Consider the following 19,001-nt stretch of genomic DNA (forward strand, 5'->3'; position numbering starts at 1 on the left):
CGGGTTGCGGTCGGAGGCGACAGACGGGCCGGTTGGTGAGCGGCGCGGATCAATCCGGATGCGACCCATGAGCTCGGCCTCATAGCCTCGGCCTCATGAACGACCGCGCCCTCGTCCCCGACGACTTCACCGTGCCCCTGTACCTGGCCACCCCGCAGTTCCGTCTGGAGCCCCTGGGGCCCCAGCACAACGTTGCCGACCACGCCGCCTGGACCAGCAGCATCGAGCACATTCGCGCGACCCCGGGCTTCCCGGACGGAGACTGGCCTCCCGTGGGCGGCATGACCCTGGAGGCAAACCTCGCCGACCTGCGGCGCCACGCGGACGACTTCGCCCAGCGCCGCGGATTCACCTACACCGTCCTCGATCCGGCCGGCGGCGAGGTGATCGGATGCGTCTACATCTATCCCTCCGCCAGCGACGACCACGCCACTGACGTGTCCTCCTGGGTCCGGGCCGACCGAGCCGAACTGGACGTGCCCTTGTATGAAGCCGTGACAGCCTGGCTGTCCACGCACTGGCCCCTTGGGACGCTCAACTATCACCCGCGCTGAGGTGTTGTCCACCGCCTGTGGACAACACCAAACCGACCCCCGCACCCCGCGCGAAGCGCCCCAGGCAAAGGCTTTCGTGCGCGAGGCGCCCCAGGACCCCGCGCTAAGCGCTCCGAGCGAAGCGTCCCAGGCGAAGACCCCTCGGAAGCCCCGTGCGCGAAGTACCCCCGGACCCTGCGCGAAGCGCCTCCGGGCGAAGCGCCCCAGGGACCCCCCGCGAAATGCCCCCGGGCGAAGACTCCTCCGCGCGAAGCGCCCCTGAGCGGAGGCGTCGCGTGCCGGAGGGCCCCAGGCGAAGGCCCTCGTGCGCGAAGCGCCCCAGGACCCCGCGCGAAGCGCCCCCGGGCGATGACCCCTCCGCGCGAAGCGCCCCCTGGGCGGAGGCGTCGCGTGCCGGAGGCGCGCGCCTGGAAGGCAGCCCGGGCGGCAGCGAGGTCCACTCGGGGCGGGCGTAGGGGGCCAAGCCGGTAACCAGCCCACGGGTGGGCGATGGGCGAGCGACAGCGAGCCGGGCCTTTCCCGGGCGGGCACAGGCGGGCGGAACCGGTAAACAGGCCACGGGTGGGCGGCGTCGCCGGGGCGGGTCTACGCTGGGCGCATGCGCGTAGTGGTCATCGGTGGTAGCGGTCACATCGGTACGTACCTCATCCCCAGGCTCGTCGAAGCCGGTCACGAGGTCGTCAACGTGAGCCGGGGCAAACGTGACCCCTACACCCCGCACGGCGCCTGGCAGCGGGTCAGCACCGTCATCGCCGATCGGGAGGCCGAGGAAGCGGACGGGGCAAACAGGGCCAATGGAGCTGACGGGGCGTTCGGGGCGTTCGGGCGGCGGATCGCCGAGCTCGAAGGTGACGTGGTCATCGATCTGATCTGCTTCAAGGAGAGCAGCGCGCGGGAGATCGCCGCCGCCCTCAGCGGGCGGGTGCGCCAGTTCCTGCACTGCGGCACCATCTGGGTGCACGGGCCGAGCGCGCAGGTGCCGACGACCGAGGATCGCCGGCGGACGCCCTTCGGCGAGTACGGCGTGCAGAAGGCCGCCATCGAGGCGTTCCTGCTCGACCGCGCCCGCCGCGACGGGTTCCCCGCGACGATCATCCATCCGGGGCACATCACCGGGCCGGGGTGGGTGCCGGTCAACCCGGCGGGCAACGTCAATCCCGCCGTCTACCAGGCGCTCGCCGACGGTGACGAGCTCGCGCTGCCCAATCTGGGCATGGAGACCGTCCAGCACGTGCACGCCGACGACGTGGCGCGGTTGTTCATGGACGCCATCGCCAGTCCCTCCGCCGCCATCGGGGAGAGCTTCCACTCCGTCGCCACCACCGCCCTGACGCTGCGCGGGTACGCCGAGGCGGTGGCGGGCTGGTTCGGGAGGGACGCGCGGCTGGCGTTCCTGCCGTGGGAGCAGTGGCGGGGCACGGTGTCCGAGGAGGACGCCCAGCTGACGTACGACCACATCGCGCACAGCCCGCACTGCAGCATGGCCAAGGCCGAGCGGCTGCTCGGGCACCGGCCCCGCTACACCTCGCTGGAGGCCGTCTCCGAGGCGGTCGACTGGCTGGTCCGGGCCGGGACGATCAAGCCCCAGCCCTGACCGGCCAGCCCCGAGCGGCCCCGTTCGTCAGCCCGTCAGCCCGTCAGCGGGCCGAACTCCTTGCGGGTGTCGATCACCTCGCCGAACAGCTCCCACCGCTCACCCTTGAACGTCATGAGCTGCATCGACTCGATCGGGAACCCGTCGCCCTGGGCGGTGTTCAGCGTCACCCCGGGCAGCAGCATGTCCACCTTTACGTCCTTCAGGTTGCGGACGGAGTCCCGCAGCCCCTCGCGGGTCGGGCACGCGGCCGCCTCCATGGCCCTGTGGAAGCTGGTCGCCGCCGCCCATCCGAACGTGTGGTACGGCACGTTCGGGTCGGCACCGGGCGCGTACTGCTTCATCTTCTCCTTGTAGAGCATCATCTCGGCGTCGTTCGCCCACGTCGGGTCGTTCGGGTCCTTGTAGTACGTGGCCGACACGACGCCCTGCACGTTCTCGAAGCCCACCGGCTTGAGCACGGTGATCGAGGCGGCGACGTTGTTGACGATGTGCAGCGGGTTCCACTTGGTGTTCTTGGCGTCGGCCGCCAGCGCCTGCGAGCCGAACTTGGGCGTGGTGATGTTGAGGAACACGTCCGCCTTGGAGTCGGCGAGGTTGCGCACCTGCGGGTCGATGCTGGGGTCGGAGACCTCGTAGCTCTGCTCGGCCACGACCTTGATCTGGGTGCCCTCCAGCGCCCGCTTGAACCCGCCCAGCAGGTCCTTGCCGAAGTCGTCGTTCTGGTAGAGGACGGCGACCTTGGCCTCCGGCTTCTCCTGCTTGAGGTAGGCCGCGTAGACGCGGGCCTCGGAGACGTAGTTGGGCTGCCAGCCGATGGTCCACGGGTGCGCGGCGTCGGTGCCCCACTTCGAGGCGCCGGTGGCGACGAAGATCTGCGGCACCTTGCGCTGGTTGGCGTAGTCCCAGGTAGCCGTGGTCGAGGGGGTGCCCAGCGTCTGGAACAGGGCGAACACCTGCTCCTGCTCCACCAGCCTGCGGGCCTCCTCGACGGCCTTGGGCGGCTGGTAGCCGTCGTCGCGTACGACGAACTCGACCTTGCGCCCGCCGATGCCGTTCTTCTCGGCGTTGATGTAGTCGAAGTACGCCTTGATGCCCTTGGGGATGTCCCCGTAGGCGGAGGCGGGGCCGGACAGCGGGTAGATGCCGCCCAGTTTGATGCTCTTGTCGGTGATGCCGGTCGTCTGCTGCCCCTGGCACTGGCCCGAGGCGGCCGTACCGGTGCCGCCGCCGCTGTCCCGCCCCCCGCAGGCGGCGACGGCAAGCAGGAGCAGCGCCGTGCAACCGATCGCAGAAACTCGCATCCCTCTTACTCCTTCCGGGGAATCTTCTTGATCAAGCGCCCGGCCAGCCCGGCGAGCCCCGTCGGGGCCACGTACATCACCACGATGATCAGCAGGCCGAAGATGACGCCGGGCGCGGCGTCGTTGACGTCCTGCGAGATGCTCGGCACGAACATCACGAACAGCCCGCCGAGCACAGGTCCGGACAGCGAGCCGAGTCCCCCGACGACCAGGCCGGCCAGCAGGGTGATCGACAGGTTCACCGTGAACGAGTCCGGTGACACGAACCCGATCACCCACGTGTAGACGCAGCCCGCCGCCCCCGCGAACATGGCGCTCCAGGCGAACGCGAGCGTCTTGTAGAACGACAGCCGCACACCCATGACCTCGGCGGCCGTCTCGTTGTCCCGGAGGGCGTGCAGCGCCCGGCCGACGCGCGACCGCAGCAGGCCGGCGACCAGCAGGAACGCGACCACGGCGACGGCCAGGGTGAGGAAGTACAGCCACTGGTCCTCGGCCAGGCCGCTCCACGCGGGCGGCGCGGGCTTGGGCAGGGTCAGGCCCATGGACCCGCCGGTCACCTCCTCGAACCGCTTGAGCAGCGGCACAAGGAAGATCGCGATGGCGAGCGTCACGAGCGCCAGGTACAGGCCGCGCAGCCGCATCGCCGGGATGCCGAGGGCCAGCCCGATCAGGAACGCCACCCCGGCCGCGAGGGGCAGGGTCAGCGGGTACGGGAGGTCCCAGCGGTCGAGCAGGATGGCTGCCGTGTACGCGCCGACGGCGAAGAAGGCGCCGTGACCGAGGGAGATCTGCCCGGCGTGCCCGACGAGCAGGTTGAGCCCGAGCAGCGCCACCGCGTACACCAGCACCATCGTGAGCTGGAAGACGTGGAAGGGGACGAGCTGGAAGGGCGCGTAGACGGCGGCGGCCAGCAGCAGGGCCGGCCCCGCCCACCGCCAGCGGGGGTCGAACGTCCGCCGCTGCCGTACGGGGGGCGGTGTCACCTTGGCACCGACCTGTGTGCTCATGCCCGCTCCACCACCGCTCGTCCGAACAGTCCTTGGGGCCGTAGCAGCAGGACGCCGAGGATGATCACCAGCGGCACCCCCACCTTCAGGTCGGAGCCGATGAAGCCGACGTAGGCGCCGGCGAGCGTCTCCGCGACGCCGACGACGAGCCCGCCGACGACCGCCCCGACCGGGCTGTCGAACCCGCCGAGCGTGGCGGCGGCGAAGGCGTAGATGAGGACGCCGCCCATCATGTTGGGCTCCAGGAACAGCAGCGGCGCCACCAGCACGCCCGACACGGCGCCCACGGTGGCGGCCAGCCCCCAGCCGAGCGCGAGCGTCCAGCCCACCCTGATGCCGACCAGCCGCGCCGAGGCGGGGTTGGTGGCCACCGCCCGCATCCCGAGGCCGATCTTGGTGTGCTGGAAGAGCAGGTAGAGCAGCCCCATGACCAGCGCCACCACCCCGAGCACGCCGAGCGTGGACAGGCTCACGCTGACCCCGGCGGCCTCCAGGGCACCGCCGGGGAAGGGGTTCGGGAAGTCCTTGATGAGGAACGTCCAGATCCAGCCGGCCGCCGCGTTGACGAAGATGAACAGCCCGACGGTGACGATCACGATCGTCAGCTCGGGCGCGCCCTCGACCGGCCGGATGATCACCCGTTCGATGAGCATCCCGCCGGCGAACGACACCACCAGCGTCACCGCCAGCGCCGCCCAGAACGGCAGCCCGGCGGCCACGCACTGCCAGGCGATGTACGTGGAGAACATGGCCAGCTCGCCCTGGGCGAAGTTCACGATCCCGGTGAACTGGTAGATCAGCACCAGGGCCAGCGCCAGGCTGGCGTAGATGGCGCCCGCGCCGATGCCCTCGACGAGTTGCTGCAGGAATCCGGCCATCGCGCTACACCCGGTACCCGAGGTAGGACTGCGCGACCTGCTCGTCGGCCCTGATGTCCTCGGCCGTGCCCGACAGCACGATCCGCCCGGTCTCCAGGACGTGCGCCTGCTGGGCGATGCCCAGGGCGAGGTGGGCGTTCTGCTCGACGACGACCACGGTGGTGCGCTCCTCTGCGTTGATGGCCTGCACGATGCGGAACAGCTCCCGGGTGACCAGCGGGGCCAGGCCGAGCGACGGCTCGTCGAGCAGCAGCAGCCGGGGGCGCAGCATGAGGGCGCGGCCGATGGCCAGCATCTGCTGCTCGCCGCCGCTGAGGCTGCCGGCCGTCTGCTTGAGGCGGGTCTTCAGGACCGGGAAGTAGGTGTGGATGCGGCCGAGGTCCTCCTCGACACTCGCCCGGCCACGCCGGACGAACGCGCCCAGCCGCAGGTTCTCCTCGACGGTCAGCGACATGAACGTGCCCCGTCCCTCGGGCACGTGCGCGATGCCCTGCCTGGCGAGCGCGTCGGGCGAGCGGCCGTCGAGCTCGGTGCCGCCCAGCGACACCTTGCCGCGCGCCTTGACCATGCCGGACAACGCCCGGAGCAACGTCGTCTTGCCCGCGCCGTTGGGCCCGAGGATCGCGCAGATCTCGCCCTCGCGTACGGTGAAGCGCACGCCGTGCAGCACCCGCGCGTCCCCGTAGCCGGCGACCAGGTCTTCCACCACCAAGTCGGTCATGCGGCCGTCCCCAGGTACGCCTCGATCACGGCGGGGTTCCGCTGGACCTCTTCCGGCGGGCCTTCGGCGATCTTGCGGCCGAAGTCCAGGCAGACGATGCGCTCGCAGATCCCCATGACGAACCCCATGTGGTGCTCGACCACGACCACCGTGAGGTCGTACTCGGAGCGGATCGCCGCCAGCGTGCCGGCGAACTCCTCCACCTCGGACGAGCTGAGCCCGTTCACCGGCTCGTCGAGCAGCAGCAGCCGGGGCCGGCCGACGAGCGCCCGGGCCAGCTCGACCCGTTTCAGGGTGCCGAACGGCAGCCCGGTCGCGGGATGCCCGGCCACCTCGGACAGGCCGAGCTGCCGCAGCACGGCGTCGGCGTCGGCCCGCAGGGCGCGCTCCTCGCGGCCCACGCCCGGCAGGCGCAGCGCGGCGGACAGGAATCCGGCGCGGCCCCGGTGGTGCGCGCCGACCAGCACGTTGTCACGGACGGACAGGCGGGGGAACAGGCCCAGGTTCTGGAACGTCCTGGCGATGCCGAGCCGCGCGATGGCGTGCGGCGCCACGGCGGTCAGGTCCGCGCCCTCGTACGCGATGGTCCCCGAGTCGGCGTCGTAGCGCCGGGTCAGGCAGTTGAACAAGGTGGTCTTGCCGGCACCGTTCGGCCCGATGAGCCCCACCATCTCGCCGCCCGCCACCTCGAACCCCACGCCGTCCAGCGCGGTGATGCCGCCGAAGCGAACGGTAAGATCGTGTACCTCCAGCATCCGGCCTCCTGGAGAACAATGTTCTAAGTTGGGCTCAGCGTAGGATCCGCCGCGAGAAGGCCGCATTGGGCACGGTGACCCAAGATGTTTCAGGCGAGTTGTCCTCTGAGCACAGCGTGGGTCTCGGAGCGGTTACGACCCGTTGACCGCCCGGCCACGGCCATGGATCATCCCGGGCATGTCCACCGGTTCGAGCACCGTGGAAGCCGCCGTCCGCGCGGAACGCACTCGCATCCTGTCCGAGCTGCTCAACGACCTCCAGGAACTGGCCGGCGTCGCGGTCGCGACGATGCGCGAGGAGATCCCCGCCTACGAGGCGCAGGGGCCGGCCTTCCACGCTGACGTGCGGGACCAGGTGGTCAAGCACTACGGGGCCAAGCTGGGCGTGCTGCTGGAGGAGCGCACGGTGACGTTCGAGGACATCGCGTTCACCCGGCGGGCCGCGATGCGCCGGGCCCGGGCTGGGGTGGCGCTGGCCGACTACATCAACGCCTTCCGGGTCGGGCAGCAGGTGTTCTGGGAGGCCGTGGTCGAGCGGGCCGGGCACGCGTACGCGGGCCGCGAGGCGGCGCTGTCGCTGGCGGCGCCGCTGATGCGCTACTGCGACTTCGCCAGCACGCACGCGGCGAACGCGTACATGGAGTTCCAGCAGTACGCGGCGGCCGAGGCCGTCCGGGAGAGCCGGGACCTGCTGGAGACGCTGCTGGCGGGCGGCGTGCCGACGCGCGGCAGGGAGCTGGCCGCCGCGCAGGCGCACGGCCTGGGCCCTGACGCGCGCACGCCGCTGCTCGTGGTGATCGCGGTGCTCGCCGGGCCGCCCACCTCCGTGACGGGTCCCGACCAGGGCACCGACGCCCGGCACGCGGCCTGCGCGGCGATCGCCAGGACCGGCGGGAACGGCACGCGCACGCTGTCGGTCGTCCGCCAGTCGGAGATCGTGGCCATCCCCGCGCTCGGCCCCGGCACCGGCCCCGAGGAGTTGTGCGACCGGCTGCAGGGGGTGCTGGAGAGCCTGGCCGCCGAGGGCATCAGGCTGGCCATGGGCATCAGCACCGTCTCGACGGGCACCGCGCAGATCCCCCAGGCCTACCAGGAGGCCAGGGCCGTGCTGGACTTCGTGCCCGAGGAGGGCGGCGTCGCGGCGCTGCCCAGGATCACGCCGTTCCAGTATCTGGCGCTGAAGGCCGACGACACCGCCCGCCACCTGGTGGACCCGCGCATCACGTCGCTGCTGGCCGAGGATCGGGCGCGCGGCGGCGTGCTGACGGCCACGATCAGGGAGTTCGCCGCCGCCGACCTGAACCTGCGGGCCGCCGCCGAGCGGTTGCAGATCCACCCCAACACCGCTCAGTACCGGCTGCGCCGGATCCAGGAGCGCACCGGGCGGAGCCTGCGCTCGATCAACGATCTCGTCGAGCTGCTCGTCGCGATCGCTCTCCAGGACACTCTTCCCACCAATACTGGGCGGGAAAGACTGGCCACCGCGACCAATGAGGGGCGTGCGAGAGCCGACGTACGGTCTTTCCATGAACCTCGCTGACCGGCTCCACGCCGCCGCCGCCCGGCTCGGCGGCAGGGCGGTTCTCACGCTGGACGAGGCGGAGCTCACCTACGGCGCGCTCGACGGGCTCAGCGCCCGCCTCGCGGGCCTGCTGCGGTGCCGCGGGGTCGGCCCCGGCGACCGGGTCGCGATCATGCTGCCGAACGTGCCCGAGTTCGGCGTCGTCTACTACGGGGTGCTGCGGCTCGGGGCCGTGGTGGTGCCGCTCGATCCGCTGCTGAAGCGGCGGGAGATCGCCGCGTACCTGGGGAACTGCGGGGCCCGGCTGCTGATCGCCTGGCACGCGTTCGCGGAGGCGGCGGAGGCGGGCTCGGCCGGCACGAAGGCGGACTGCTTCTTCGTGGTGCCCGGGGAGTTCCGGCGGCTGCTGCGCGGCGTCGCGGCCGAGCCCGAGATCGCCTCGATGGCGGGCGGCGACACCGCGGTCATCCACTACACCTCCGGCACGACGGGGCGGCCCAAGGGCATCGAGCTGACCCACGCGAACCTGGGCGGCAACGCCGCCACCGTGGCCCGCATGCACGCGCTCGGGGTGGACGACGTGGTGCTGGGCGCGCTGCCGCTCTACCACACGTTCGGGCAGACCTGCTCGCTCAACGCGACCGTGCACGCGGGCGCGCGGCTGACGCTGCTGCGCCGCTTCGAGGCGGGGCCGGCGCTGGAGGTCATCAGGCGCGACGGGGTGACGGTCTTCCAGGGCGTGCCGACGATGTTCATCGCGCTGCTCGACCATCCGGGCGCCTCCGACCTGTCGATGTTGCGGGTCTGCGCCTCGGGCGGCGCGGCGCTGCCGCTGGACGTGCTGCGCGCGTACGACGCCAGGTTCGGCTGCGAGATCATCGAGGGGTACGGCCTCAGCGAGACCTCCCCCGTGACCGCGACCAACCGGGGCGGCCACCTCCGCCGGCCGGGCTCGATCGGCTGGCCCATCAGGGGCGTCGAGATGAAGGTCGTCGGCGAGGACGGCCACGAGGTGCCCAGCGGCGAGATCGGCGAGATCGTGGTCCGGGGCCCCAATGTCATGAAGGGCTACTGGAACGACCCCGAGGCCACGGCGGAGGCCGTCCGCGACGGCTGGTTCCACACCGGCGACCTCGGCCGGGTGGACGAGGACGGCTACTTCTTCCTGGTGGACCGCCGTCGCGACGTGATCATCCGGGGCGGCTACACGGTCTACCCGCGCGAGGTGGAGGAGGTCCTGTACGAGCACCCGGCGGTGCGGCAGGCGGCCGTCCTCGGGGTGCCGCACCCGGAGCTGGGCGAGGAGATCGAGGCCGTGGTGGCCCTGCGCGCCCCGGTGACCGGCGACGAGCTGCGCGACTTCGTACGGGAGCGGGTGGCCGCGTACAAGTATCCCCGCCGCGTGTCGTTCGTGGACGAGCTGCCGATGAGCCCCACGGGCAAGATCCTCAAACGCGCTCTCACGTCGAGGACCTAGGTCCCTACCGGGCGGGCGCGGACAGCGCATAGCGTGGAGGCATGATACGCGTGTTCCTCCTCGACGATCATGAAGTCGTCCGCCGCGGCGTGGCCGCCCTGCTGGACTCGGAGGACGACATCGAGGTCATCGGCGAGGCCGGCACGGCCGAGTCGGCGATCGCGCGCATCCCCGCACTGATGCCCGACGTGGCGGTGCTCGACGTGCGGCTGCCCGACGGCAACGGCGTTGACGTGTGCCGCGAGGTGCGCTCCCGGGTGCCGGGGCTGGCGTGCCTGATGCTGACGTCGTTCGCCGACGACGACGCGCTGTTCGACGCGGTGATGGCGGGGGCCTCGGGCTACGTGCTCAAGCAGATCCACGGCTCCGACCTGGTGGGCGCGGTGCGCACGGTGGCGTCCGGGCAGTCGCTGCTCGACCCGCAGACCACCGCCGCCATGCTCCAGCGCCTGCGCGACCAGTCCGCCAGGAAGGACCCGCTGGCGGCGCTGTCGGAGCAGGAGCGGCACATCCTCGACCTGATCGGCGAGGGGCTGACCAACCGGCAGATCGGCGAGCGCATGTTCCTGGCCGAGAAGACGGTCAAGAACTACGTGTCCAACCTGCTGTCCAAGCTCAACATGCAGCGGCGCACCCAGGCGGCCGCGCTGTCGGCCCGCCTGCACGCCGACCGGCGCGAATGACCTGACCACGACCGCCGGCGCCGGACGCGGTCACAGGGGCACCGTCCAGTTCAGCGCCGTGCCGCCGCCCTCGGCCGGGACCGCCTCGAAGGTGCCGCCGAGACCGGCGGCCCGCTCCTCGAGGTTGCGCAGCCCGCTGCGCCGCCCCTCTTCGGGCAGCCCCACCCCGTTGTCCCGCACGGCGAGCGTGAGCCGGTCGCCGGTCACCTCCACCGACACCTCCGCCTTGGTGGCCTTGGCGTGCCGGACCACGTTGGACAGCGCCTCGCGCAGGACGGCCAGCACCTGCTCGGCGAGGTCATCGGAGATCAGGTTGTCGAGCTGGCCCTCCATGCGCAGGCCCGGCATGAAGCCGAGGTGGCCGCGCGCGCCCTCCACCAGGCCCACGACCCGCGCCCGCAGGCTGGGGCCGGCCGTCTCCCTGACGTTCTGCAGGGCGAAGATCGTGGAGCGGATCTGGCGGATCGTCTCGTCCAGCTCGTCGATGGCGTGCTGCAGGCGGTTGGACGCCTCGGGCCGCTCCACCAGCCGGACCGTGCTCATCAGGGTCATGGCGGTGGCGAACAGGCGCTGGATGACCACGTCGTGCAGGTCCTTGGCGATCCGGTCGCGGTCCTCCAGCAGGCCCAGGCGCTCGGCGTCGCGGCGCGTGTCGGCCAGCTCCAGCGCGATCGCGGCCTGGCCGGCGAACGCCTCCAGCATGCGCAGGTCGGCGCCGCTGAACGGCAGCCGGCCCGACCGCTTGGCCAGGGCCAGCACGCCGCGTACGGAGCGGCCGGCGCCCAGCGGCATGAGCAGCTCGGGCCCGAGGCCGAGCGGGCGCAGCGGGGAGTCCTCGTCGAGCAGGTTGCCCGCCGACACCGCCCGCCCCTCGGTGAACACCCCGCCGGCCGCCGTGGAGGTCAGCTCGAACATCAGGTCCGACACCTCCTGGCCCACGTCGCCCTGCGCGCACTCCACCCGCAGGTGGTCGCCGCCGTCGTCGGGCAGCAGGATCTGTACGAGGTCCGCGTCGGTCATCTGCCGGGCCCGGGTCGCCACAATGCTCAGCACCTGGCCGGTGTCAGCCCCGGACAGCAGGCTGGTCGTCACTTCCGACGACGCCTCCAGCCAGGTCTCGCGCCTGCGCGTCTCCTCATAGAGGCGGGCGTTCTCCACCGCGACGCCGGCGGCCGTGGCCAGCGCGATCACGATGGCCTCGTCCTCCTCGTCGAAGTCGCCGCCGCCGCGCTTCTCCGTCAGGTAGAGGTTGCCGAACACCTCGTCGCGCACCCGGATCGGCACCCCGAGGAACGTGCCCATCGGCGGGTGGCCGGGCGGGAACCCGTACGACTCGGGGTGGTCGGAGATGCGGCCGAGCCGCAGCGGGCGCGCGTCCTTGATCAGCAGCCCGAGCAGGCCGAGCCCGTGCGGCCAGTGCTCGATCTTGGCGATCTCCTCGTCCGTCAGCCCCACGGGGATGAACTGGACGAGCGTCTGCTCCTGCCCGACCACGCCGAGCGCGCCGTAGCTGGCGTCCACCAGCCTGGTCGCGGTCTCCACGATGCGCCGCAGCACGGTCTCCAGGTCAAGGTCACTGCCGACGGACACGACCGCCTCCAGCAGCGCGTGCACGCGGTCCCTGGTGGCCAGCACGGCGTTGAGCCGGACCTGAAGCTCGGCCAGCAGCTCGTCGAGCCGCATGTTGGGCATCAACGGAGGGTGCTCTCCATCCACCATGGGCTCAGTTTCGCACCTTTGGGCAACCAACGGAGCGGCCGGTACGGGTTGTCGCGACGAGATCACCCTCCTCCCCGGTCACGCTCGGGGCAGGAAACGTTCGCGCAGGTCGGGGCGGAGCCAGGCGGCCGGGGAGGCGATCGACAACCCGCCGTCCACGGGCAGGACGACACCGGTGACGAACGCCGCCTGCGGCGAGGCCAGGAACGCCACCGCCCCGGCCACGTCCTCCGGGGTCCCGGTGCGGCCGAGGGGGTAGCCCTCGGTGGCGCCCGCCAGGTCCTCGCCGCCGATCAGGCCCGGGGCCACCGAGTTGACGCGGATGCCCGCGGGGCCGTACTCGAGGGCGAGCTGGCGGACGAAGGCGTCCAGACCGCCCTTGGCGGCGGCGTACGCGGGCAGGCCCGGGGCGGCCAGGAAGGAGTTGACCGACCCGACGGCCACCACCGCACCGCCCCTGGGCATCTTGGGCAGGGCGGACCTGCACAGGTGGAAGGCCACGTCCAGGGTGGCCCCCAGCGCGGCCCGCCACTGCTCGTCCGTGGTGGCCACGACGGGGGCGACGGGCATCACGGCGGTGGCCAGCACCAGCACGTCCAGACCGCCGGCCAGCTCCGCCGCCTCCTCCACCGCCACGGCGGCCTCGGCGGGGTCGGCGCAGTCGCGGGTGAGGAAACCGGTGTAGGCGGGGTCGTCGCACGGCTCCAGCCCGATGCCGACGACGCGGTCGCCCCGCGCGGCGAAGGTCGCGGCGACGGCCCGCCCGATGGGCGAGTTGCCGCCGGCCAGCAGCACGCCCCGGGCGTCCGGCCGGGTCACCACAGGTCCGCCATGACGTGCTCCAGCAGGGCGCGGCTGGCCGCGTCGAGGGGCCGGGCCGGGGAGCGGACCGCCGCCGAGGCGATCAGCCCGCGCCGGACCAGCACCTCCTTGTGCACCGCCCACGCCAGTCCGGGCTGCATCCCCGAGCGGATCAGCGGCAGCAGCCGGGCGTGCCCGGCGCGCGCCTCCCCGGTACGTCCCGCCGCCCAGTCGGCCAGCACCGGCGCGAGCAGGTCCGTGAACTCGCAGGCCGGCATCGTCCCGACCGCCCCGAGGGCGTACTCCTCCAGGCAGAACAGCGCGTTCTGCCCCCCGAACACCGCGAACCCGTCGGCCACCCCCGCCACCACGGCGGCGACCTTGGGCGCCGTCGGCGGCGCCTCCACCTTGACGGAGGTCACCCCGTCGAGCTTGCTGAGCTCCACGATGAGCGGCTCGGGCATGCTCACCCCGGTCGCGCCCGGCGCGTCCTGCACCATGACGTCCACGCCGGTCCGGGCCGCGATCTCGCCGTAGAAGTCCACGAGTTGCCCGCCCGTGGGCTTGACCAGGTACGGCGGCAGCACCATGAGCGCATCCGCGCCCCCGTCCCTGGCGGCCACGGCCTGCTCCAGCGCGCTCGCCGTGCTGGTGGAGCCCACTCCGGCCACCACGGGAGCCGGGCCGGCCACGGCGCGCACCTCGGCCAGGATCCGCGCGCGGTCCCCGGTCGTCAGGGCGAAGCCCTCGCTCGCCATGCCGAACACGGCCACGCCGTCCGCCCCCGACGCGAGCTGCCATTCGGTCAGCCGCCGCAGGCTCGGCAGGTCCAGCTCGCCCTCGTCCGTGAACGGGGTGGCGAGGATGGGGATCAGTCCAGACAGAACCAACGAAACTTCTCCAATCACAGTGCTGACAATGCGGAAGGGTCGACGTCCACGCCGAGCCCCGGCCCGGACGGCACGGGGAAACCGGTGGCGTCGCCGGGCAGCGGGGCCCGCAGGATCGCGCCGGCGACCTCACAAGTGGTGGGCTGGTACTCGAAGAAGGCCAGGTTGCCCAGGGCCGCGCTGACGTGGACGCCGGCGGCCAGCGCGACGCCGAGGCCGGTGGAGTGGTGCGGCGCCACCCGTACGTGCTGCGCCGCCGCCAGCTCAGCGATCGAGACCAGCTCCGTGATCCCGGTACGCCCCACGTCCGGCTGCGCGAGCCCGAGCGCGCGCCGGCCCAGCCAGTGGCCGAACTCGTACCGGTTGCGCAGCGTCTCCCCCACCGCGATCGGCAGGTCGGCCCGCCGCACCAGGTCCCGGTGGCCTTCCACGTCCTCGGGCGCGAGCGGCGCCTCCAGGAACAGCGCGCCCCGCTCGGCCAGCCCGCGCGCCAGCCGTACGGCCTGCGGCACGTCGTAGACCCAGTGCGCGTCCACCGCCACCTTCAGCCCCGAGGCGGCGACCGCGTCCACGGTGGCGAGGTCCTCCTCCACCCCATGCCCGAGGTGCAGCTTCACCATGGTGGCGCCCTTGGCCGCCCACTGGCGGGCCAGCTCGGAGCGCTCGGCGTCGGTCGGCCTGGGCAGGCCGCTGACGTAGACGGGGACGGTCTGCCGGAACGCGCCGCCGAGCAGCTCGGCGACCGAGCGGCCGGTGAGGCGGCCGGTCAGGTCCCACAGCGCGATGTCCACGGCGGCCAGCGCGTCGGCCTGGTGGCCGGTGAGGTGGCCGCGCTCCCGCATGAGGCCACTCAGCTTCTCCCACAGCGGGCGCACGCGCGTCGGGTCCTCGCCGATCAGCGCGGGCGCGAGCAGCCGCTCGACGATCGCGGCGGGCACCTCGGGGGCGACCGGCGCCAGCGCCTCGCCCCAGCCGGTCGTGCCGTCGTCGGTCGTGATGCTCACCAGCAGGGTCTCGAAGCGGGCCGAGTAGAGGCTGCGCCAGGGCGGGCGGACGAAATAGCCCTCCTCCTGGGCGGGCGTGCCCAGGTAGGCGTCCTCGTGCCGGATCTTCACCGGGAAACATCGCACTTGACGAATTTGCGGCATGTGCGTGACGATCCCACATAGTGCAAGCCAATTGCAATGGAGACAGGGTGGCTTCCGACCAGAGCAACAATCAGAGCGTAGAACGGGCTATCTCCGTCCTGCGGGCGTTCCTGACGGGCCGGCCAGAGCTGCGCGTGTCGGACGTCGCCAAGGCCACCGGGCTCGGCACCTCGACCGCCTCCCGGCTGCTGGCCACGCTGGAGACGCTGGAGTTCGTCGAGCGGGACGAGGTGAGCGGCCTCTACCGGCTGGGCACCGCCCCCATCACGCTCGGCGGCGTCGCGCTGAACCAGAACCCGGTGCACCGCGAGGCCCGCCAGATCGCCCAGGACCTGGCCGGCGCGCTCGGCCTGGGCGTCAACGTGGCCGTCAGGCGCGCGGAGTCGATGTTCTACCTGCTGAACTTCGAGGGCAGGCTGGCCCCCAGGTCGTTCGTGCTGACCGGGCAGCGCAAGCCGCTCTACGCGACCGGGATCGGCAAGTGCCTGCTGCTCGCCCTCACCCCCGAGGAGCGGCGCGAGCTGCTCCCCGAGATGCGGCCGTTCACGTCCCGGACGATCGTCACGCACGAGGCGCTGGACCAGGAGCTGGCCGCCACGACCGGCCGGGGCTACGCGACCGAGGTGGAGGAGCTGGCGTTCGGCCGCGCGTGCGTGGCGGCGCCGATCCGCGACATGTCGGGCACGATCGTGGCCGCGATCTCGATCTCCGGGCCGCTGTCGGCGATCGACCTGGAGGCGCGCGAGGCCGAGCTGGCCCGCACGATCATCGAGACCGCCGACTCCATCAGCATCGGGCTCGGATACGTCGGCCCGGTCCACGCCGTCGCCGCCTCGGGCCGGCCATGAGGGGACGCAAGCTCTCCGACGGCCAGTTCGCCTGGTTGCTGATGGTGCCGGGGCTGGCGCTGTTCCTCGCGATCATCGCGTACCCGCTGGTGTCCGCGCTGGTCACGGGCTTCTTCGAGCAGAGCCTCGTGCGACCCGGCCGCTCCTTCGTCGGCCTGGCCAACTTCGCGGACCTGCTCGGCGGCGACTTCTGGCCGGTGCTGCGCAACACGCTGGTGTTCACGTTCGGTGCCACGATCGCCCCCTTCCTGATCGGGTACGCGCTGGCGCTCGCGCTCAACGCCGGGCTGCCCGGCTGGCTGCGCGGCCTGTTCCTGTTCCCGTGGGTGATCCCCGGCGTGGTGGTCTCCTTCCTCTGGCTGTGGATCTTCAACGCCAACTACGGCGTGCTCAACGGCCTGCTCGGCACGCACATCAGCTGGCTCGGCGAGCCGACGACGGCGATGATCGCGGTGATCGTCACCAAGACGTGGGCCAGCTTCCCCTGGATGATGGTCATGCTGCTGGCCGGCCTGCAGACGATGCCCAAGGAGCTGCACGAGGCCGCCTCGGTGGACGGCGCGGGGGCGATCCGCCGCTTCAGGTCCGTGACCGTGCCGCACATGCGGGCCATCGCCGGGATCGCGTTCCTGCTGGAGTTCATCTGGAACTTCCAGCACTTCGACACCATCTACGTCCTGACCGGCGGCGGTCCGGCGGGCGCGACCAAGACGTTCGCCGTGGCCGTGTACGACACCGCGTTCAAGGGCTTCGACCTGGGCCACGCCACCGCGCTCGGCGGCCTGTGGATGCTCCTGCTGCTCGTGCTGATGGCCTTCTACCTGCGCAAGGAGAACGCATGACGGCCACGCTCACCCGTACGGTCCCGCTCGCGAGCGCCCCGAGGAGGCGCCGGCCGCGCTCCCGGGTGGCCGCCTGGATCGCCGTGGCGGTGATCGGGGTGTTCGGGCTGGCGCCGATCTACTGGCTGGTCGTCACCGCGTTCACGCCGGACGACAAGGCGTTCAGCTTCCCGCCCGCGCTGTTCCCCACCGAGATCACCTTCGACCACTTCACCAAGCTGGCCGAGAACGAGCAGCTCTTCGGCTACCTGGTCAACAGCGTGATCGTCTCGGTCGTGACGGCCTTCCTCAGCGTGCTGGTGTCGGCGTACATGGCCTACGCCTTCTCCAAGTTCCGCTACCGGGGCCGCAAGTCGCTGATGCACCTCGTCCTGGCCTCGCAGCTCTTCCCGCAGGCGGTGCTGCTGATCACCCTGTACGCCGTCTTCAGCGCGACCGGCCTGCTGGGCAGCTACGCCGCGCTGATCCTGTCGTTCACCACGTTCACGCTGCCGCTGTGCGTGTGGATGCTGAAGGGGATCTTCGACACGGTCCCGAGCACCCTCATGGAGGCTGCCGCCATCGACGGCGCCTCGCGCTGGCGCACGCTGCACCAGATCGCGCTGCCGCTGGCCGCGCCCGGGCTGGTGGCGGCCGGGCTGTTCGCGTTCGTACGGGCGTGGAACGACTTCATCTTCGCGCTCACCCTCACCGACCCGGCCCGGCAGACGCTGCCGCCGGGCCTGGTGCACACCTATCTCGGGGAGTTCCAAACCGCCTGGCCAGACCTGATGGCCGCGTCCTTCGTCGTCTCGCTCCCGGTCATCGCCGCGTTCATGTTCCTGCAGCGGTACCTGGTCGGCGGGCTCACGGCGGGCGCGGTCAAGGGCTGACCTCCATCCCCCTTCTTCAGGAGAATCATGAACACGCTCAACCGCCGCGACGCCTTCCGCCTGCTCGGCCTGGGGGCGCTCGGGGCAGCCGTGGCCGCCTGCGCCCCCGACGCCTCCTCCGGAGGGGCGCCGAAGGGTGACGCGGGCGCGAAGACGTTCGGCTTCACGTCCTGGTCGCTGAACGAGGAGGCGCAGAAGGGCGCGGTGCAGGCGATCGTGGACGCCTACGCCGGGGCCAAGCAGGTGAAGATCAGCACCGCGTCGTTCCCGTACAACGAGTACCTCAACCAGGTGACGCTCAAGCTGCGCGGCGGCCAGCTCACCGGCGCGATCCAGCTCGACATCTCCTGGCTGGCCGCGCTGGCCGCCATGGGCAAGCTCAAGGACCTCGGCGCGCAGGGGGCCAAGGGCGGCTACACGGACGTGGCGCTGAGCAGCGGCCAGTTCGGCGGCAAGCAGCTCGGGCTGCCGTGGACGACCGGCTCGATCGGGCTGGTCGCCAACACCGAGATCCTGAAGAAGGCCGGGGTGGAGGAGCTGCCGGCCACGATCGAGGAGTTCGAGGCGGCGCTGCGGGCGGTGGCGAAGCTGGGCGGCGGCATCACGCCGTACGCGGCCGCGACCAAGGCGGCCCAGCTCAAGGACATCCTGCCGTGGATGCGCACGTTCGGCAGCCCGCTGCTGGAGGGCGACACGATCACCGTGGGCGACGACGCGTCGGTGGCGGCGGTCGAGTGGTACAAGAAGCTCTACGACGCCGAGCTCATCGCGCCCGACGTGGACCGCTTCGACGCCCGCGCGCTGTTCGCCCAGGGCAAGGCGGCCTTCTACGACGACGCGATCATCACCCGCGGGGTGGTGGCCGCGCAGTCGCCGGACAAGGCGCTGACCGGGAAGATGGCGCCGCTGGCCAGGCCGGTGCTGAAGGCAGGTGACACGCCGCAGGCACTGCTGTGGGGGCACGTGATCGTGGTCGTGGAGGGTGAGGGCTCGGACGCCGCCGCCGACTTCGCCGCGTACGCGACCTCCGACACCGCCACCGTGGCCTCGTTCTTCGAGAAGGTGAAGCTGCCGCCCACCACCACGGCGGGCCTGGCCGACCCGAAGGTCTCCGGCGACACGTTCACCACCGAGTGGACCGAGAAGATCACCAAGACCGCGACCGCGAACCCGTTCTGGCGCTACGCCGGATACGCCCAGATCGAGACCGCGATCGCCGAGCAGGTGCAGGCCGTGCTGGTCGGCCAGTCCCCGGCCAAGGAGGCCCTGGCCAAGGCGGCCGAGACGGCCAAGCCGCTGCAGAAGTAGGACAACCGCCCGGCAGGGGACCCGGTTCGGGGGGAACGCCCATTCCCCCCGGGGCCCTCCCACCGGGCGGCTTCC

Annotated in this window: 18 protein-coding genes; 9 read left to right on the forward strand and 9 right to left on the reverse strand. The window is 71.8% G+C overall.

Annotated elements, in window-relative coordinates:
- The first annotated feature begins 95 nt into the window (after positions 1-95).
- Positions 96-554, forward strand: coding sequence for a GNAT family N-acetyltransferase (locus ACTWPW_RS12555; protein ID WP_443168796.1), 459 nt, complete (start codon positions 96-98; stop codon positions 552-554).
- Between the two features lie 598 nt (positions 555-1,152).
- Positions 1,153-2,148: an NAD-dependent epimerase/dehydratase family protein gene (locus tag ACTWPW_RS12560; protein WP_443168797.1), complete on the forward strand. Its 996-nt coding sequence runs from the start codon at positions 1,153-1,155 to the stop codon at positions 2,146-2,148.
- Between the two features lie 35 nt (positions 2,149-2,183).
- Here ACTWPW_RS12560 and ACTWPW_RS12565 read toward each other — a convergent pair whose 3' ends face one another.
- The 5 genes from ACTWPW_RS12565 to ACTWPW_RS12585 are packed head-to-tail and all read right to left on the reverse strand — an operon-like array spanning position 2,184 to position 6,816.
- Positions 2,184-3,452 (reverse strand): ABC transporter substrate-binding protein, encoded by a 1,269-nt coding sequence (locus ACTWPW_RS12565; protein ID WP_375110842.1) that lies wholly within the window; start codon positions 3,450-3,452, stop codon positions 2,184-2,186.
- Between the two features lie 5 nt (positions 3,453-3,457).
- Positions 3,458-4,462, reverse strand: a complete 1,005-nt coding sequence (locus tag ACTWPW_RS12570) for a branched-chain amino acid ABC transporter permease (protein WP_443168798.1) — start codon at positions 4,460-4,462, stop codon at positions 3,458-3,460.
- Positions 4,459-5,340: a branched-chain amino acid ABC transporter permease gene (locus tag ACTWPW_RS12575; protein WP_443168799.1), complete on the reverse strand. Its 882-nt coding sequence runs from the start codon at positions 5,338-5,340 to the stop codon at positions 4,459-4,461. The genes ACTWPW_RS12570 and ACTWPW_RS12575 overlap by 4 nt, the downstream gene beginning before the upstream one ends.
- 4 nt (positions 5,341-5,344) lie before the next feature.
- Positions 5,345-6,061, reverse strand: a complete 717-nt coding sequence (locus ACTWPW_RS12580; protein ID WP_443168800.1) for an ABC transporter ATP-binding protein — start codon at positions 6,059-6,061, stop codon at positions 5,345-5,347.
- Entirely contained in the window at positions 6,058-6,816 is a 759-nt protein-coding gene (locus tag ACTWPW_RS12585; RefSeq protein WP_375110840.1) for an ABC transporter ATP-binding protein, read from the reverse strand. Before ACTWPW_RS12585 ends, ACTWPW_RS12580 begins: the two co-directional genes overlap by 4 nt.
- Before the next feature lie 178 nt (positions 6,817-6,994).
- Here ACTWPW_RS12585 and ACTWPW_RS12590 point away from each other — a divergent pair, with 178 nt between their 5' ends.
- The 3 genes from ACTWPW_RS12590 to ACTWPW_RS12600 are packed head-to-tail and all read left to right on the forward strand — an operon-like array spanning position 6,995 to position 10,498.
- Positions 6,995-8,356 carry a PucR family transcriptional regulator gene (locus ACTWPW_RS12590; RefSeq protein WP_375110839.1) on the forward strand — a complete coding sequence of 454 codons (1,362 nt, stop codon included), beginning with the start codon at positions 6,995-6,997 and terminating at the stop codon, positions 8,354-8,356.
- Positions 8,343-9,815 carry a long-chain-fatty-acid--CoA ligase gene (locus ACTWPW_RS12595; RefSeq protein ID WP_443168801.1) on the forward strand — a complete coding sequence of 491 codons (1,473 nt, stop codon included), beginning with the start codon at positions 8,343-8,345 and terminating at the stop codon, positions 9,813-9,815. The genes ACTWPW_RS12590 and ACTWPW_RS12595 overlap by 14 nt, the downstream gene beginning before the upstream one ends.
- A 41-nt stretch (positions 9,816-9,856) precedes the next feature.
- Entirely contained in the window at positions 9,857-10,498 is a 642-nt protein-coding gene (locus ACTWPW_RS12600) for a response regulator (protein WP_375110837.1), read from the forward strand.
- Positions 10,499-10,528: 30 nt separating this feature from the next.
- Here the strand turns inward: ACTWPW_RS12600 and ACTWPW_RS12605 are convergent, their stop codons facing one another.
- The 4 genes from ACTWPW_RS12605 to ACTWPW_RS12620 form a co-directional block, all read right to left on the reverse strand.
- The gene (locus tag ACTWPW_RS12605; protein WP_375110836.1) at positions 10,529-12,217 is read right to left on the reverse strand and encodes a sensor histidine kinase; all 1,689 of its coding nucleotides are present in this window, start codon (positions 12,215-12,217) and stop codon (positions 10,529-10,531) included.
- Between the two features lie 78 nt (positions 12,218-12,295).
- Complete coding sequence (locus tag ACTWPW_RS12610) at positions 12,296-13,036, reverse strand: SDR family NAD(P)-dependent oxidoreductase (RefSeq protein ID WP_443168802.1); 741 nt, start codon at positions 13,034-13,036, stop codon at positions 12,296-12,298.
- Entirely contained in the window at positions 13,033-13,908 is an 876-nt protein-coding gene (locus tag ACTWPW_RS12615) for a dihydrodipicolinate synthase family protein (RefSeq protein WP_443168803.1), read from the reverse strand. The genes ACTWPW_RS12610 and ACTWPW_RS12615 overlap by 4 nt, the downstream gene beginning before the upstream one ends.
- Before the next feature lie 14 nt (positions 13,909-13,922).
- Positions 13,923-15,023: a mandelate racemase/muconate lactonizing enzyme family protein gene (locus ACTWPW_RS12620; RefSeq protein WP_375110833.1), complete on the reverse strand. Its 1,101-nt coding sequence runs from the start codon at positions 15,021-15,023 to the stop codon at positions 13,923-13,925.
- A gap of 80 nt (positions 15,024-15,103) precedes the next feature.
- On the opposite strand from ACTWPW_RS12620, the gene ACTWPW_RS12625 reads away from it, so the two are divergent.
- Genes ACTWPW_RS12625 through ACTWPW_RS12640 form a run of 4 tightly spaced genes read left to right on the forward strand, consistent with a single transcriptional unit; the run spans position 15,104 to position 18,926 of the window.
- Positions 15,104-15,904, forward strand: a complete 801-nt coding sequence (locus ACTWPW_RS12625; RefSeq protein ID WP_375110832.1) for an IclR family transcriptional regulator — start codon at positions 15,104-15,106, stop codon at positions 15,902-15,904.
- Entirely contained in the window at positions 15,901-16,746 is an 846-nt protein-coding gene (locus tag ACTWPW_RS12630) for a carbohydrate ABC transporter permease (protein WP_443168804.1), read from the forward strand. Before ACTWPW_RS12625 ends, ACTWPW_RS12630 begins: the two co-directional genes overlap by 4 nt.
- The gene (locus tag ACTWPW_RS12635; RefSeq protein WP_375110831.1) at positions 16,743-17,618 is read left to right on the forward strand and encodes a carbohydrate ABC transporter permease; all 876 of its coding nucleotides are present in this window, start codon (positions 16,743-16,745) and stop codon (positions 17,616-17,618) included. The genes ACTWPW_RS12630 and ACTWPW_RS12635 overlap by 4 nt, the downstream gene beginning before the upstream one ends.
- A gap of 27 nt (positions 17,619-17,645) precedes the next feature.
- Positions 17,646-18,926, forward strand: coding sequence for an ABC transporter substrate-binding protein (locus ACTWPW_RS12640; protein WP_375110830.1), 1,281 nt, complete (start codon positions 17,646-17,648; stop codon positions 18,924-18,926).
- Positions 18,927-19,001 lie beyond the last annotated feature (75 nt).

The sequence above is a fragment of the Nonomuraea sp. KM90 genome (assembly GCF_052246675.1).
In the GTDB taxonomy this organism is placed as follows: Bacteria; Actinomycetota; Actinomycetes; order Streptosporangiales; family Streptosporangiaceae; genus Nonomuraea.

Excerpts from the sequence above, each read along its gene's own strand:
- ACTWPW_RS12595 (WP_443168801.1), top strand. The coding sequence starts at position 8,343 with ATGAACCTCGCTGACCGGCTCCACGCCGCCGCCGCCCGGCTCGGCGGC.
- ACTWPW_RS12570 (WP_443168798.1), bottom strand. The coding sequence starts at position 4,462 with ATGAGCACACAGGTCGGTGCCAAGGTGACACCGCCCCCCGTACGGCAG.
- ACTWPW_RS12555 (WP_443168796.1), top strand. The coding sequence starts at position 96 with ATGAACGACCGCGCCCTCGTCCCCGACGACTTCACCGTGCCCCTGTAC.
- ACTWPW_RS12560 (WP_443168797.1), top strand. The coding sequence starts at position 1,153 with ATGCGCGTAGTGGTCATCGGTGGTAGCGGTCACATCGGTACGTACCTC.
- ACTWPW_RS12630 (WP_443168804.1), top strand. The coding sequence starts at position 15,901 with ATGAGGGGACGCAAGCTCTCCGACGGCCAGTTCGCCTGGTTGCTGATG.
- ACTWPW_RS12590 (WP_375110839.1), top strand. The coding sequence starts at position 6,995 with ATGTCCACCGGTTCGAGCACCGTGGAAGCCGCCGTCCGCGCGGAACGC.
- ACTWPW_RS12565 (WP_375110842.1), bottom strand. The coding sequence starts at position 3,452 with ATGCGAGTTTCTGCGATCGGTTGCACGGCGCTGCTCCTGCTTGCCGTC.
- ACTWPW_RS12640 (WP_375110830.1), top strand. The coding sequence starts at position 17,646 with ATGAACACGCTCAACCGCCGCGACGCCTTCCGCCTGCTCGGCCTGGGG.
- ACTWPW_RS12580 (WP_443168800.1), bottom strand. The coding sequence starts at position 6,061 with ATGACCGACTTGGTGGTGGAAGACCTGGTCGCCGGCTACGGGGACGCG.
- ACTWPW_RS12585 (WP_375110840.1), bottom strand. The coding sequence starts at position 6,816 with ATGCTGGAGGTACACGATCTTACCGTTCGCTTCGGCGGCATCACCGCG.
- ACTWPW_RS12605 (WP_375110836.1), bottom strand. The coding sequence starts at position 12,217 with ATGGTGGATGGAGAGCACCCTCCGTTGATGCCCAACATGCGGCTCGAC.
- ACTWPW_RS12575 (WP_443168799.1), bottom strand. The coding sequence starts at position 5,340 with ATGGCCGGATTCCTGCAGCAACTCGTCGAGGGCATCGGCGCGGGCGCC.
- ACTWPW_RS12600 (WP_375110837.1), top strand. The coding sequence starts at position 9,857 with ATGATACGCGTGTTCCTCCTCGACGATCATGAAGTCGTCCGCCGCGGC.
- ACTWPW_RS12635 (WP_375110831.1), top strand. The coding sequence starts at position 16,743 with ATGACGGCCACGCTCACCCGTACGGTCCCGCTCGCGAGCGCCCCGAGG.